Consider the following 14,204-nt stretch of genomic DNA (forward strand, 5'->3'; position numbering starts at 1 on the left):
CGGGCGTACGCAGGACGCCCGCTATGAGTGCGGCGCTGAGCGGGGGTTAAATGTGCTCTACGCCCAGCGACAGCAGAGTTGCGTTACCGCCGACGGCTGTCGTGTTAATGGTGCGTGTCCGCTCATTGGCGAATCGCAGCAGATAGTGAGGACCGCCCGCTTTCGGGCCGGTGCCGGAAAGGCCGTGGCCGCCGAAAGGTTGAACGCCAACCACTGCGCCTATCTGGTTGCGGTTAATGTAGGTGTTGCCTACTTTTACCCGCTTCTCGATATAAGCGGCGGTAGTCTCATTCCGGCTATGAATGCCGAGCGTCAGTCCGAAACCGGTGTCGTTGATGCTGTCGATGACCTTGTCCAGGTCTTCAGCAGCATAGCGAACAATATGCAATATCGGGCCGAAATGTTCTTTGCTCAGCTCATTGATAGAGCCGATCTCAAACGCGCTTGGGGTGACAAAGAAGCCTTTGTTGTGATCGCCAGGCAGAATCGCTTCTGCGTTCCAACGAGAGTTGGCTTTCATTTCTTCGATGTGCTTCAGCAGTCCTGCCTGAGCTTCTGCATCGATAACCGGGCCTACGTCAGTGCTCAAGTGTTTCGGATGATCCACTTTAAGCTCTTTCAGTGCGCCGGATAACAGCTCGAGAATTCCGTCGGCGATGTCTTTCTGCACGAACAGCACCCGTAGTGCGGAACAACGCTGCCCAGCACTGGCGAAGGCGGATTGGACTACATCTTTGACCACCTGTTCAGGTAGGGCGGTGCTGTCCACGATCATGGCGTTCTGGCCGCCGGTTTCTGCGATCAAGGTGGCGATGGCGCCATCGCGAGCCGCCAAAGAGCGGTTGATAATATGGGCTGTTTGAGTGGAGCCGGTGAAAGCAACGCCGCATACTCGGTTGTCGCTCAGCAGCTGTGGGCCCAATTGGGCGCCGTCGCCCGGCAGGAACTGGATCGCCTCTTTGGCGACGCCGGCTTCCAGCATCATATCAATGGCGCGTGCAGCGATCAGGCTGGTTTGCTCCGCAGGCTTGGCGATTACGGCGTTGCCCGCCGCCAGAGCCGCGGTGACCTGACCAATGAATATCGCCAGCGGGAAGTTCCAGGGGCTGATGCAGACGAATACGCCTTTGCCTTCCAGGTACAACTCATTGGATTCGCCTGTCGGCCCAGGGAGCACATTGGGTTTGCTGAAGTGCTTGCGCGCCTGCTCTGCGTAATAGCGGCAGAAATCGACGGCTTCGCGCACCTCGTCGATGCTGTCCTGCAGTGTTTTACCTGCTTCGCGACAGCAAAGCGCCATCAGCTCCGGCATCCCGGCTTCCATCAGGTCAGCCAGCTTTTCCAGGCTTTGCGCGCGTTTTTCAACGGGAGTGTTGTTCCATTTTTCGAAACCGACGTAAGCGGCTGAGAGCGCATCGTCCACGTCATTGGATTGGCTCCAGTAGACTGTGCCTGCCGATTGGGACTGGTCGTAAGGGCTCAACACCGGATTGGGCGCGCTCAGTGTGCGGTGTTCTCCGTTGATAACGGGGCAGGCTTTCCACTGGTGCTGATCCCAGGCTCTCAGTTGTTTTTCTAACGGTGAATATTGATTTTCCACGAACAGGTTCACTCCCATAGAGTTAATACGGTTGCCGAATATCTGTGCAGGCAGCGGGATGCGATGGTTGGCCAGCGAAGAATAACGGGTCAACTCATGCACTGGGTGCTGCACCAGGCTGTCGATGGGCGTTTCTGCATCCACCAGACGGTGTACGAAAGAGGAGTTGGCTCCATTTTCCAGCAGACGACGAACTAAGTAAGGCAGTAAGTCTTTGTGGGCTCCGACTGGCGCATAAATACGCACAGTGCGTTTTTGCTTGGCCAGCAGGGCGTTGTACAGGGCGTCGCCCATGCCGTGAAGGCGCTGAAACTCGAAAGGACGATCGTTTTTCTCCGCCAGAGCCTGCACGGACGCGACAGTGTGCGCGTTGTGAGTGGCGAACTGCGGGTAGATATGGTTGCGCGCATACTCACTGAACAGGAATCGGGCGCAAGCCAGATAAGAAACGTCGGTGCTTTCTTTGCGAGTGTAAACAGGATAGCTGGGCAGACCGCGTTGCTGGCAAAGCTTGATTTCGCTATCCCAATACGCGCCTTTTACCAAGCGCACAGGGATGCGGTCGCCTTGCTCCGCCGCCAGCGCCGTGAGCCAGCACAGGACCGGAAGAGCGCGCTTTGAGTAAGCTTGCACAACCAGTCCAAACTCGCCCCAGCCGCGGCTGTCAGGTGAGCGGTATAGTTTTTCGAAAAGACGCAGAGACAGCTCCAGGCGATCCATTTCTTCCGCGTCGATGGTCAAACTGACATTGCGTTCGCGAGCGGCGCGGACCAGCAACAGGACCTTCTCGTACATTTCTGTGAGTACGCGGTCTTGATGGGCTTGCTCGTAACGGGGATGCAACGCGGATAATTTGATGGAAATGCTGGATGCGCCTGGGCGGGTGTCGTATTGATCGGCTCCGACTGTTTCAATCGCCTTTATGTACGACTGGAAGTAGCGCTCTGCGTCTTCCGCGGTAAGGGCGGCTTCGCCCAGCATGTCGAAAGAGTAGCTGTAGCCTTTATCACGGTATTTGCGGCCATTCTGCAACGCTTCACTGATATCGCGTCCCAAAACGAACTGCTTGCCCATGATTTTCATGGCTTGGTTCATGGCGCCGCGGATAACCGGCTCGCCGCACTTGTTGATCAGGCGCTTGAGAACGTTGGCGGGCGTTCCGTCAATATTGCGATCCAGCTTGACCACTTTGCCGGTCAGCAACAGTCCCCAGGTGGAAGCGTTGACGAGCGTCGATTCGCTCTTGCCCATGTGCTTGTCCCACTGCGCGGCGGACATCTTGTCGCGAATCAGTGCGTCTGCGGTGGCTTTGTCGGGAATGCGCATCAGCGCTTCCGCCAGACACATCAGCAACACGCCCTCCTGCGTATCCAGGCTGTATTCCTGCAGCAGGGCGTCAACCATGTGCACGGAGTCGTCCTGGGCGCGGACGTCTTCAATCAGCTTGGTGGCGCCTTGGGTGATGGCTCTCAACTCTTCGGTTCCGGGCGTCGCCAGAGCCATGAGTTCTTCCAGATAGGCCGCTTCGTCAACGGCGTAATTTTGGGTTATCGCCGTCCACAGCGAGTCCAGGCTAACAGCTTGGATGTCGGGCGAAAGTACGGATGAAGCTTTAAACATACGGAGTACTCCAGAACCGCGATAATTGGCGTTATTGTCTGTAAAGGTCCGGCTTTTGAAAGGAGCCGGCCCGGCCTGTTCCGTTGTCGTTTAATTTGTTCAAAAGAACGGCAACGGCCTGAGACGGGGCGAATGGACAGAATGTAATGTTTTGCTATCGTTCAGGTCTTACAAAAAACTGCATGGATTTTGCAAAAAACTGTGCTTTACAGAACTGCAATAATCAAAAATTGACCTGTCGCATTTACATCCTGTCGGATTGTTGACTGCGTTTTTGCACCTGTTTGGGGGTGAGTCCGTCATGCTTGCGCATGCAGTTGGTCAGAGCGCTTTGACTGGAAAATCCGCACTTTTGGCTGATTTCCGCAATAGACAAATTAGTCTCCAGCATCAAGCGCTTGGCGTAATCCAAGCGGGCCCGGATGACATATTGATGAGGCGTCTGATTTGTCGCCTGTTTGAAGAGCTCGTGGAAGTGGCGTTCACTGACGCAAATGCTGCCGGCGAGATCTGAAATGCAGATACGCTCATGCAGGTGCTTATAGATGAACTGGTCAATCCTGTGCATATCGAGCACGGGAGATTTCTGCCGTTTTACACTTGGAGAAATTCTTCGGCTTAGGCAGCGGATAATGCTGCACGCCAAGTGGTGGCGCAATGCGCGATCATCCTGCGCCCACTGTATCTCCTGAATGGAGACTTGCGTCAGTTGTTGTAGTCCCCGGTCCAGCGTCACCAGTTGTGGTCTCTCAAACATAGGGTTCAAAAGGTCGTAGTCGGGGTGATGGGAGTCGAGAAAGGCAGGGTAGTCCTGATCCAGATCAATGACCAATACGTGATTACGAGGTCGCCCGTAAAAGTCATGGAATGTCTCGGTAGGTACGATGCAGGCGTGGCTGACGTCCAGCCGAGCTGCGAGACCGCACATGTCGATCTCAGCAGTGCCGGTTAGACCCAGCACTAGTTGGTAGTGAGTATGTTTGTGCCGATTTACGTTTTGCGGCAGGCTGATCACATTTGCTTGCAGCATGCAATGTATCGATAAGTGAAACTTGTTTTGGTTGAAAAGTATACAGATGTGCTCAGGGTAAATGCATCCATTGCGGCATGCAAGTCAGGCGGCGCAATATTATCACCCTCTTCCTTTATATGCTGCTGAAATTTATACTGCGACCCTTTTCCGGCCAGAGTGTTTTCCTTAACGCAATCAACGTGTTGTCTTTGGACAGGAATAGTCCAAATGGATTGTGTGCGGTTTTGGTAAATAGGCCTAACGGCCAATGGTGGATTTTACTGTGATCAGTATCCTTACCGTGCGACTAATAGAGAACGACACACAATGATCTCCTATACTTTTCACCGCCGTGTGCTGCTAATGGCAGGATGCTTTGCTGTCGCTTTGGGATTGGCAGCCTGTAACGAACATGACTCCAATGGGGACAAGTCTACTCAAAACAGTGGACAGTCCAACAGCGCCCCTGTGGATACTTCCTCCCCAACGCAAAACGGTTCTGGCTCCGACGGCGCTACAAATAACGACTCTGGAGCTGACTCCGGTTCTTCTGATACTGGATCTACTACTCCTTCAACTCCTGGCGGCGGAGGAAGCGGTACAACCAACCCTTCTCAGCCAGATACGCCCACGGATTCTACGACACCTTCAGATCCCGCTACACCTTCAGATCCTGCTACGCCTTCTGAGCCAACAACTCCCTCGCAGCCTGACGACGATGCGTCTTCCGATGACGGCGCTCCAGCTGAGCCGGAACGCTCGTTAACGGTCAGTGGTTATGTAATGAAAGGGACGCTGAAAAACGCATTGGTAGCGGCGTTTCCTGTGGTAGCGAAGGGCGCGGCGAATGATGCGGACTTTCAGAGCCCGGCTGCGCTTACGCTGACCAATGCTGACGGAAGCTATGAGCTGATCATAAAAAATCCGGTGGCGGGCGGCTATCTAATTGAGGCGACTTCCAACGAGAGCACGCGCATGACCTGCGACGCCACTGCTGGCTGCGGTCTAAATGCGTCTGGACAGGGAACATCGTTTGGCGATGTGATGTCTTTATCGGAAGGGTTCGTTCTTGATTCTTACCTGCCTCTGCCGACAGCGGATAAGGCGGTTTTGAATATTTCTGCATTGACGCACTTGGCCGTCGCCCTGTCTCACAAAAGCAGTAAGGGCTTAACGTCTGCTTCCTGGAGTAAGGCGAAAACCGATTTGGCGAAGTCTCTGGGTATTCAAGAGGGATTCATTGATAAGCGTCCCCTGGATTTGGTTGCTCTGCCCAATAGTGACGCCACAGGCGTGGGAATTGAATACATGCGCGCGAGCGTGGTCAACGCTGCATTTGCAGGTTTGGCGCAGCGTCAAGGTATGTCCATCGCCAAAGTAATGGGCGATGCGATAAGGTCATACACGGAGACCGGCGGGCTACCTCCTAGCGACTTTAATACTCAATCTCTGGTGACGATGAATGTTCTATTCAACGAGGCGTCGGCGATCTCTACAGATTTGGAGGCGATGACTCGCAACAAGTCGGTGCAGTCGTTGCTGTCCCAGATTAGTCAGCAGTCTTCAGAGTTCGCCAAGCGGGCCGCACTAGGGGACTCCACCCCAGTTAAGATTTCCATTCAGCCCACTTCGGCAAGCGCATACGTTTCCGAATCCGTGACACTGAATGTTTCAGCGACAGGTACAGATCCAATTCGCTATCAATGGCGTAAAAACGGGGTCAATCTGCCTAACGCCACTCACAGCTCACTGGCGTTGAAAGGACTGACCCTGAACAATAGCGGCAATTATGATGTTGTGGTCAGCAACGATGTGAGCAGCGTCACTAGCAACCGCGCCAGTATTAAGGTATCCACCAAGCCCGTGCGAAAAGTGAAGATAGCCTGGAGTATCCCAACTACGCGAGAAAATGGCGATGGCTTGGCTAAGACTGAGTTGAGAGGGTTCCGTATTTACCATCGCGCTCCAGATGAAAATTATGAGAAGGTGATTCAAGTAAGCAACCCATCGCAAACCAGTATTGAGTTGTCGGATCTGCCCGCTGGTTATAACACATTTGCTGTGACGGCGGTGGATGTGAACGGACTGGAAAGCGAGTCTTCCAAGACATTGTCCAAAACCTTCAAATAACCACTGGCGCAGAGCGCGCTGGAATGGATCAAGGCCGGAAGCCTGTCTGCAATGGATAAAGCCCGGCCTTTTTAATATTTCCTTCCTTAACGCATCCTCGATTTTTACTCGACAATTTACCTTTACCTCAATAGTTCTACTGCTATGCTAGGCGATGTTGGGGCGACAATTCTGTTGGCCTTCGGATTATTAATATCGCATCAAGGGGTTAAAATGCATGTCATGCTGAAGCGCGTTCTGTGCTTTATGGTTTTACAGTGGCTGGTTGTCAGCGCCCAGGCTGCTGGAGATAAGGGGTTATTCTGGAGAGTAGAGTCGGGTGGGGCGACGGCTTATTTGCTTGGCGCCATACACTTTGGTTCCGACGAGTTCTATCCCATGCGCCGAGAGATTATGGATGCGTTCAAGCGCAGTGATGTATTGGTGGTGGAAATGGATGATAAGGCGATACCACCCGAGAAGCAGCAGGAAATTATTCAGCGTATGGCGTTTTACCCCAATGGCGAAACCATTCATGATCATTTGTCTCCAGAAACTATTAAGCTGCTTAAAGAGCGACTCAGCCTGCATCAGATTCCATTGCAGGCGATTGAGCGTCAGCGTATTGGCTTTATCGAATTAACCTTGGCGGCGCTGGAGGCAATGCGTCTGGGCTATTCGCAAGATAGAGGCATCGATTACTACTTCATGAGTCAGGCGAGAGGCAGTAAGCCCATTCGCGAGATTGAATCTTTTCAGGAGCAGATGGAGTTGGTGATGAAGCTGCCTGAAGTTGAAGAGGCCACTCGGGAAGAACTGTCCAGAATGGACGAGTACGAGCAGCTCTGGGGTGAAATGGCGACTGCGTGGAAAAAAGGGGATGCGGATGCGATGTATCGACTGGCGATTAGCGAGCCTTTGAAAGAAACGCCTGCCGCGAAGCCTGTCTATGAACTGATGTTTGATGGCCGCAACCCAAAAATGGCGAAGTCGGTAGAGACCTGTTTGAAAAACAGAGAAGTCTGCTTTGTCGTAGTTGGCGCGGGCCACTTGGTGGGACCCGGCAGTGTTGTGGACTTGCTGCAAAAACAGGGCTATCAGGTTTCGCAGCAATAAGTTAACCGAGATTCAGATTGTTTACGGAAGCTAAACCACGCTCACGTTGGCTTCCGTATGTTCCTTTAGCTTATTCCACAGTTTCTCCAGGCTGGGGTGCTTGTTGTCCTTCTTGCGATAGAAGCGCACTTCCAGATCTGTATAGTATCTCTCATCCCCGGCCGCTTTCATTCTGCCGTAGCGAATGCTTTCCTGCGCCAGCCTGAATGGAATCCAGCCTACGCCGAAACCCTCCCGGATCATCGCTTTGACGCTAACCGAGTGGAAGTTTTTGTTCACCGTCACCAAGTGCAGGTCGTTCTGCGAGTGTGTAATTGTGTGATGCACCACTGGCTTGAGGAAGGCGTTGTCATGGTAGTCGATAAATGGAATTGGCCTTCTTTTGTGCCCGGGCAGCACAAATTTCGGCGCACCGGTTTCGTCTACGGAGCTGCATGGCAGCAATCGCTCTCCCGCAATTTTGACGTATTCGAACTCATTGGGCGTCGCATCCGCCAATAGTTCAATGCTGGGGTGCCAATAGCACAGCATGATGTCGCATTGCTGCTCCAGTAACGCATGAGAAAAGTCGCGAACCGTCCAGGCTGTCGAATGGAGATTCAGATCCAGCGCGATATCCAGCGCGCGGCTGAAAGGCTCCAGCCATGTTTTATAAAAAGAAAGATAAAGGGTTTGCGTTGTGGCGAAAACCAGTCGGCTCGACTGCTCTTCGTGAATAGCGTGGCATTCCTCCCGCGTATCCCTGAGGATGCGGGTAATTTTATCCGCGGCGTCGAGAAACAACTCGCCCGCTGGCGTTAGCGAGAGTGGCAAGGTGTTCCTGTCCACCAGCTGTACGCCCATTTCTTCTTCCAGAAGTTTTATCCGACGGCTAAATGTCGGCTGCGTCACATTCTGCTCGTCCGCGGCGCGTGAAAAGTGCCGGGTTTTAGCGAGAGCTATGAAGTCTTCAAGCCAACGAATTTCCACAGATCTACAGTCCGCTATGATTTTATTGTTAGGGGTGGTTGAAAAAGCCGGCTAATCTAGCCGGCCTTCTTCAACAGCATGACACGCCACTTGTGTTCCGTCTACCTCCCTTAATACGGGGACTTCACGCTTGCAGCGGTCGTTGGCGAGAGGGCATCGGCCATGAAATACACAGCCCGAGGGAAGATTTACCGGGGTGGGCACTTCACCTTTGAGGCGGATAAAGTCAGGCTTCTCGTCTTCCAGTCGAGGGATGGCGCTGAGCAGGGCCTGGGTGTAGGGATGCCGGGGCGCTGCGAACAGCTTGCGCGCTGTAGTGACTTCGCAGAGAGACCCCAGATACATTACGGCGACGCGAGTGCCGAAATGTTCAACCACAGACAGGTCATGGGTAATGAACAGATAGGTGAGCCCGCGCTGCTCCTGGGCGTCCATCAGCAGGTTCAGCACCTGGGCCTGGATTGAAACATCCAGTGCAGAAATGGGCTCGTCGGCGACGATAAACTCAGGGTCTACAATCAGGGCGCGCGCGATGCTGATACGCTGGCGCTGACCGCCGGAGAATTCATGAGGAAAGCGCTCGCCCCAGGATGGGTCCACACCCACTGATTTCATAACTTCCGCTACTTTGTCTTTCAGCTCGCTGTTGGCCAGTTTAGGCTGGTGCCAGCGAATTGGCTCCTCAAGGGTTTGCTTGATTGTCATGCGCGGATTCAGCGATGCATACGGATTCTGAAATATCATCTGCATCTTGCGGCGGTAGGGCATCATTGCGTTGGACGACAAGTGGTCTATACGCTGGCCTTCGTAGCGAATTTCGCCGCCGCTGGGAGAAAGAAGTCCCATCACGACGCGTGCGACCGTAGACTTCCCACAGCCGGACTCGCCGACTACGCATAGCGCTTCTCCTTTTTGCACATCCAGAGAAACGCCGTTAATGGCGTGCACATACTCGTGCTTCATGTGGAAGCGGCCGTTGGCGAAGCTGATTTGATCCAACCAGTCGCCGTGTATCGGAAACTTTTTGTATAAGTTTTTTATATTCACCAATGCTGTCATAAGACCGGACTCTTGTAATTCTATTTCTCTTCGGAAGCGGGGACGTTAGCCTGTTTGATCATGTCCTCCACCATATGGCATGCCACGCGGCAACCACCGGATATAGTAAAGTCCGGCTGTTCCTTCTCGCATCGCTCTTGCGCGTAAGCGCAACGAGGATGGAAGGCGCATCCTTTGGGAATGCGTTGCAACGGAGGCATCGCTCCGGGAATCTGGTATAGACGTTCTCCGGGCACACCCTGCTGCGGTAAGGCGTTGATCAGGCCTTGCGTGTAGGGATGCTGTGCGTCATTGATGATTTCCTTGGTCGGCCCTTGCTCGATTATTTTTCCTGCATACATAACGATCATCTGTTGCGTGACCTGGGATACGACGCCCAGGTCGTGGGTGATCAGGATCAGCCCCAGATTCTGGCCTTTGCACAGTTCCAGCAGCAGATCCATGATCTCCGCCTGGATGGTGACGTCCAGAGCGGTTGTAGGTTCATCGGCGATGATGATGTCTGGATTCAGCAACAGAGCGATGGCGATAATGATGCGCTGCTTCATACCGCCGGAAAGCTCGTGAGGATATTGATCCAGTCGTTTTTCCGGAGAAGGAATTTGTACAAGCTTGAGCTTTTCCAGGGCGATTTTTCTCGCCTCTTCTTTGGATACCCGAGTGTGCGCCTGCAGACATTCAACCATCTGAGCGCCAACCGTCAGCACGGGGTTCAGGGTCATCATCGGGTCCTGAAAGATCATGCTGATGCGATTGCCGCGCACGTTGCGCAGTTGGTCGGGAGACATCTTCAGCAGGTTTTTGCCGTCGAAGTTGATCTCACCGCTCGAGATATAACCGGGGCGGCTCAGCAAATTGAGAATGGAGAAGGCGGCGACGGATTTACCTGCGCCGGACTCACCCACGATGCCCAGACGCTGGCCGCGGTCGACAGTAAAACTGATGTCCCGCAGGGCGGTCACGGCGCCGCTGCGCAATCCAAATTTTACTTCCAGGTTTTTAACTTCTAATAGCGCCATGGATCAGCCCTTGTAAAGCTTGGGATTGAGAACGTCGCGCATCCAGTCGCCCAGCAGGTTCACCACCAGGACAAGACAGATCAGCACGATGCCGGGAATGATGGTGATCCACCAGGAGCCCGAGAAAATAAACTCAAATCCGCTGGAAATCAGGGAGCCGAGAGACGGTTTCGACGGCGGCATGCCCAACCCAAGGAAGGACAGGGACGCTTCCGAAATAATGGCGTTAGCGATCTGCACTGTGGAGATGACCAGTACTGGCGACAACGTATTTGGCAGAATGTGGCGGAACATGATGCGGTTGGAGCGCAGGCCGATCACTCTGGCGGCGTCCACGTACTCTTTTTTGCGCTCGGCTAAAACAGTGGCGCGAACGGTACGGGCGTACTGCGGCCATTCGGCGATGCCGATAACCATAATCAGCATGAATAGAGCCAGCTCTTGATACAGCTCTGCGCCAAATGCCGCCTGGAACACGGCCAGGACAATGATCGCCACCATTAAAGTAGAGAACGATAGCTGGATATCCGCCAGACGCATCAGGAAGTTATCCACCTTGCCGCCGAAGTAGCCAGCGATCAGGCCAATGACGATTCCCAGGAAGGCCTGCAGCAAAACTGCGCAGACGCCGATCATCAATGAGATGCGGGTGCCGTAGAGAATGGTGCTCCACATATCGCGCCCTTGCGCGTCGGTTCCGAACACAAAGCGCTCGTCTCCGTTCTCCTGCCAGTTTGGCGGAATTTCCGCATCCATAATGTCGACCTGGGTGAGGTCGTAGGGATCAAAGGGAGCCAATACCGGCGCCAGCAGGCTTGCGGACAAAATCAGCGCGAAGATAGTGAAGCTGACGATAGCGATTTTGTCTTTTTTAAAGCTGTGCCAAAAGTGAGAGTCTTTAAACTGCGCCCATCGGCTCGGTGAAGCTTTTACGGTTGATTGCATGAGGGTTACTCTCCTTCCTGACGCTATTGCTTACCGGCCAGTTTTACGGTCGGGTTAACCAGTCCGTAAATCAGGTCCACGATGGTGTTGGTAATCACGAAGATGGCGCCGACGACAATCAAATAGGCCACGATCAAGGGCGTATCGACGCGGTTCACCGCTTCCAGGAACAGGAAGCCCATGCCAGGCCATTGGAAGACTGTTTCGGTCAATATCGTATAAGCGACCATAGTGCCTATTTGCACGCCGCCGACGGTAATGACGGGCAACATGGTGTTTTTAAGCGCATGCAGAAAGTAAATCCGTTTCGGGTTCAGGCCTTTCGCCCAGGCGTAACGCACGTATTCCGACTCCAGAACTTCCATCATCTCTGAGCGAATCAGACGGATGAATAGCGGCAGCATGATGGAGGACAGGGCGACAGAGGGAAGAATCAAGTGCATTATCCCGTCCCAGGTGAAGAAACCTGAGTCCCAATAGCCAAACACATGGACCAGTTCGCCGCGTCCGAAGGACGGCATTAGCCCCAGTTCAATAGCGAATACATACATTAATAGTATGGCGGTCAGGAACACCGGTATCGATATCCCGATAATACTGACGCCCATCACCAGCTTGGAAAACCAGTGGTGTGGCCGGATGGCTGAAAATACGCCGAGCGGTACCGACAGCAGGACGATGATCAGCGTAGCGCCGAATACCAATTCCAGGGTGGCGGGAAGTTTCTTGAGGATAACCTGCAAGGCGGGCTCTTTAAAAAAGTAAGAGTCGCCAAGATCTCCCTGAACGGCTTTTTTTGCGAAACGCCAGTATTGGGTTAGGAAGGGGTCATTGAGTCCCAATTCTTCCCGCAGAGCGTTACGTTCTTGTTCTGATACGGCTTGTCCCACCAATTCACGAAGCGGGTCGCCAAGATTGTCTTGAATGGAGAAACTGATCAGGCTGATGACGAACATCACCACCGCAGCCTGAGCGATTCTGCGAATTAAAAATGCCAACATCTAATAGATACCTAAGGCGTTAAAAGGAGAGCCAGATTCTTTCCCTTCGGACAGCAGTCCCATCACTGCTGTCCGATCCCCTCCAGAATCTGGCTCTGATTCTTTGCCTGAATGGCGGATTAATCAAGCTTGGTTAGCTTACTTAATCACCAAGTCGCCGAAGTACGGGAAGTCCATAACGTTCAACACTTCTTCGGCGCCGACATTCTTCTTGGAGGCCCAGGCCAGGTCCTGCCAGTGCAGTGGGACGAAAGCGCCCTCGTCGTAAAGGGTTTTCTCGATGGTCTGCATGATTTCTGCGCGTTCTTTGGGGTCAGTGGACTTGTTGGCCTGTTTCACCATTTCATCCACTTTCGGGTTGCAGTAGTTGCCGCTGTTGTACTGTCCAGCGCCGGTTTCGGTATTGGGACAGGTCACCAGGAACTCGTAGAAGTTGTTGGAGTCCTCTGTGTCAGAGTGCCAGCCAATCATCATGATGTCCGCTGCGCGAGCGTCGAACTCAGGCCAGTATTGCGCTTTCGGCAGAGTTTTCAGGTCGACCTTGATGTTGATCTTCGCCAACATCGCTGCCGCGGCCTGAGCGATTTTCTCATCGTTCACGTAGCGGTTGTTCGGCGCCATCATGGTGATGGAGAAACCTTTCTCGTAACCCGCTTCTTTCATCAGCTCTTTGGCTTTCTTCAGGTCAAAGCGAGGTTTCAGGTCCGCGTTGTAACCCAGGTAGCCTTTGGGGCTCAACTGAGCGGCGGGCGTGGAGAAGCCTTTCATGATCTTATCGCTGATTGCTTCCTGATTGATCGCATAGTTAATCGCCAGACGGACGCGAGGATCTTTGAACTCAGGACGACGATTCTGGTTCATCTGGAAAGTGATGATGCGAGTGCCGCTCATCGTGACCAGCTTGGAGTTCTTGTCGGACTCAATGCGCTTGAGGTCGGTTGGGGGCACTGGCGCGATATAGTCCACATCGCCGGAAAGCAGCGCCGCGACGCGAGTCGGGTCTTCTTTGATTGGCGTCAGGATCATTTTGTCGACATTACCCGGAGACTTGGTGTCCCAGTAGCCGGAGTAGCGGGAGAACTCAACTTTTACGCCCTGCTCGCGATAAGACACGGTATAAGGACCGGTGCCGGAAGCTTTGCGGGAGGCGAAGGAGTTGCCGTGTTTGACCAACAGGTCTTTAGGCTGGCCGTTGTCATCCGTGCCGCTATAGAAGGCGCTGTCCATTGGGAACAAATAGGTAGCGTTGTTCAGCACCAATGGAAAAGGCTCTTTGGTCACCAGATCGACGGTGTAGTCGTCTACGATTTTAACGTCCGCGAATGGCTCGAAGATTCCCTTGAAGTCAGGAGACTGTTTCAGACGATCGAAAGTCCACTTCACATCTTTGGCGGTGAATGTGTTTCCGGAGTGGAACTTAACGTCTTTGCGCAGGTGGAAGCGCATGGTCAGATCGTCGACTCTCTCCCATTTTTCCGCCAGACGCGGTTCGAAGGTGAGATCTTTGGTCCAGCGAATCAACGGATCGAACAACCAATGAGACAGCTGCAAAGTGCCGCCGGAAAGTTGCTCATGAGGGTCGAGTGAAACGGGGTCTGCGTCCAGCGCGAGCTTGAGCGTCGCGGCGTTAGCGTTTACCAGGCCTAGTGATAGAACGGCCCCGGCAATGATACCAAGAGTCTTTTTCATTGTTTCGTCTTCCTTCTTTGTTGGGAATGACTGTTTATTATGAGCGACCGAAAACTTCCGTCCTG

The 14,204-nt window shown here is 53.4% G+C and carries 10 protein-coding genes; 2 read left to right on the forward strand and 8 right to left on the reverse strand.

The window, feature by feature from the left end:
- Positions 1 to 46: 46 nt before the first annotated feature.
- Together putA and HCH_RS08265 are read right to left on the reverse strand one after the other, a co-directional pair.
- The gene (gene putA, locus HCH_RS08260) at positions 47 to 3,220 is read right to left on the reverse strand and encodes a bifunctional proline dehydrogenase/L-glutamate gamma-semialdehyde dehydrogenase PutA (RefSeq protein ID WP_011395735.1); all 3,174 of its coding nucleotides are present in this window, start codon (positions 3,218 to 3,220) and stop codon (positions 47 to 49) included.
- 244 nt (positions 3,221 to 3,464) lie between these two features.
- A complete protein-coding gene (locus HCH_RS08265) occupies positions 3,465 to 4,250 on the reverse strand; it encodes an AraC family transcriptional regulator (RefSeq protein ID WP_011395736.1) in 786 nt (261 codons plus the stop codon).
- Positions 4,251 to 4,559: 309 nt separating this feature from the next.
- Here HCH_RS08265 and HCH_RS08275 point away from each other — a divergent pair, with 309 nt between their 5' ends.
- Positions 4,560 to 6,362: an immunoglobulin domain-containing protein gene (locus HCH_RS08275; protein WP_011395738.1), complete on the forward strand. Its 1,803-nt coding sequence runs from the start codon at positions 4,560 to 4,562 to the stop codon at positions 6,360 to 6,362.
- Positions 6,363 to 6,584: 222 nt separating this feature from the next.
- Entirely contained in the window at positions 6,585 to 7,457 is an 873-nt protein-coding gene (locus HCH_RS08280; protein ID WP_158304940.1) for a TraB/GumN family protein, read from the forward strand.
- Between the two features lie 30 nt (positions 7,458 to 7,487).
- On the opposite strand, the gene HCH_RS08285 is transcribed toward HCH_RS08280, so the two are convergent.
- The 6 genes from HCH_RS08285 to HCH_RS08310 form a co-directional block, all read right to left on the reverse strand.
- The gene (locus HCH_RS08285) at positions 7,488 to 8,426 is read right to left on the reverse strand and encodes a LysR family transcriptional regulator (protein WP_011395740.1); all 939 of its coding nucleotides are present in this window, start codon (positions 8,424 to 8,426) and stop codon (positions 7,488 to 7,490) included.
- 51 nt (positions 8,427 to 8,477) lie between these two features.
- Positions 8,478 to 9,485 carry an ABC transporter ATP-binding protein gene (locus HCH_RS08290; protein WP_011395741.1) on the reverse strand — a complete coding sequence of 336 codons (1,008 nt, stop codon included), beginning with the start codon at positions 9,483 to 9,485 and terminating at the stop codon, positions 8,478 to 8,480.
- A 20-nt stretch (positions 9,486 to 9,505) separates the two neighbouring features.
- A complete protein-coding gene (locus tag HCH_RS08295) occupies positions 9,506 to 10,504 on the reverse strand; it encodes an ABC transporter ATP-binding protein (RefSeq protein ID WP_011395742.1) in 999 nt (332 codons plus the stop codon).
- A gap of 3 nt (positions 10,505 to 10,507) precedes the next feature.
- Positions 10,508 to 11,449 carry an ABC transporter permease gene (locus HCH_RS08300; protein WP_011395743.1) on the reverse strand — a complete coding sequence of 314 codons (942 nt, stop codon included), beginning with the start codon at positions 11,447 to 11,449 and terminating at the stop codon, positions 10,508 to 10,510.
- A gap of 23 nt (positions 11,450 to 11,472) precedes the next feature.
- Positions 11,473 to 12,450 carry an ABC transporter permease gene (locus HCH_RS08305; protein ID WP_011395744.1) on the reverse strand — a complete coding sequence of 326 codons (978 nt, stop codon included), beginning with the start codon at positions 12,448 to 12,450 and terminating at the stop codon, positions 11,473 to 11,475.
- 138 nt (positions 12,451 to 12,588) lie between these two features.
- Complete coding sequence (locus HCH_RS08310; protein WP_011395745.1) at positions 12,589 to 14,139, reverse strand: ABC transporter substrate-binding protein; 1,551 nt, start codon at positions 14,137 to 14,139, stop codon at positions 12,589 to 12,591.
- Between the last annotated feature and the right edge of the window lie 65 nt (positions 14,140 to 14,204).

The sequence above is a fragment of the Hahella chejuensis KCTC 2396 genome (assembly GCF_000012985.1).
Classification (GTDB): Bacteria; Pseudomonadota; Gammaproteobacteria; order Pseudomonadales; family Oleiphilaceae; genus Hahella; species Hahella chejuensis.

Bases quoted from the DNA above. Each gene is read 5' to 3' on its own strand.
- putA (WP_011395735.1), bottom strand. From the start codon at position 3,220: ATGTTTAAAGCTTCATCCGTACTTTCGCCCGACATCCAAGCTGTTAGC.
- HCH_RS08265 (WP_011395736.1), bottom strand. From the start codon at position 4,250: ATGCTGCAAGCAAATGTGATCAGCCTGCCGCAAAACGTAAATCGGCAC.
- HCH_RS08275 (WP_011395738.1), top strand. From the start codon at position 4,560: ATGATCTCCTATACTTTTCACCGCCGTGTGCTGCTAATGGCAGGATGC.
- HCH_RS08280 (WP_158304940.1), top strand. From the start codon at position 6,585: ATGCTGAAGCGCGTTCTGTGCTTTATGGTTTTACAGTGGCTGGTTGTC.
- HCH_RS08290 (WP_011395741.1), bottom strand. From the start codon at position 9,485: ATGACAGCATTGGTGAATATAAAAAACTTATACAAAAAGTTTCCGATA.
- HCH_RS08295 (WP_011395742.1), bottom strand. From the start codon at position 10,504: ATGGCGCTATTAGAAGTTAAAAACCTGGAAGTAAAATTTGGATTGCGC.
- HCH_RS08300 (WP_011395743.1), bottom strand. From the start codon at position 11,449: ATGCAATCAACCGTAAAAGCTTCACCGAGCCGATGGGCGCAGTTTAAA.
- HCH_RS08305 (WP_011395744.1), bottom strand. From the start codon at position 12,450: ATGTTGGCATTTTTAATTCGCAGAATCGCTCAGGCTGCGGTGGTGATG.
- HCH_RS08310 (WP_011395745.1), bottom strand. From the start codon at position 14,139: ATGAAAAAGACTCTTGGTATCATTGCCGGGGCCGTTCTATCACTAGGC.